The sequence below is a fragment of the Xenorhabdus vietnamensis genome, assembly GCF_002127535.1.
Classification (GTDB): domain Bacteria; phylum Pseudomonadota; class Gammaproteobacteria; order Enterobacterales; family Enterobacteriaceae; genus Xenorhabdus; species Xenorhabdus vietnamensis.
Window position 1 is genome coordinate 1 of sequence record NZ_MUBJ01000135.1, and the last position, 446, is coordinate 446.

General features: G+C 39.9%; 1 protein-coding gene. It reads right to left on the bottom strand.

Translation table 11 applies throughout. The features are described 5' to 3' along the window. Nucleotides 1-43 precede the first annotated feature (43 nt). Nucleotides 44-295 (bottom strand): hypothetical protein, encoded by a 252-nt coding sequence (locus tag Xvie_RS20570; protein ID WP_208612674.1) that lies wholly within the window; start codon nt 293-295, stop codon nt 44-46. Nucleotides 296-446 lie beyond the last annotated feature (151 nt).

The following is a 446-nucleotide window of genomic DNA, read 5'->3' on the forward strand; positions in this document are numbered from 1 at the left end:
ACAGAAAAAAGCGTGGATGAATCCCAATTTTGCCATGCAAGTCCTAAAGGCAGGATTTGAACCCGTGAATGAAAAGTGAGCGCTCATGCTCTTGCCCTGGAGTAAAGTCACCTTCGTTTGCTCTGGCTCCAATGGGGAGTTTATAAGTGGCCCACGGTAATTTTTCATCTGACACATCATCAAGTACACCAAAAACACGCACCTGTACGCGCATTTGTTTTTCTGGATCTTGTACATTAACTACCACAGCTTCTAGTTCTGGTCGCTGAAGCAGTAAATCTGCTGGGTTATCCATTTAATACCTTATTTATATTTAATAGATACTTATTTAATGCTTATTGAATATCTATACGCAATTAACTTGAAGATGCGGGTTTTAAAATCTGGAAATTATCAGTCAGACGGGTAATGAGTTCACTGGCTTTTTCTGGCAACGTGACATGAAA

What these genes read in the sequence shown, in the direction of transcription:
- Xvie_RS20570 (WP_208612674.1), bottom strand. Translation starts at nt 295, where the DNA reads ATGGATAACCCAGCAGATTTACTGCTTCAGCGACCAGAACTAGAAGCT.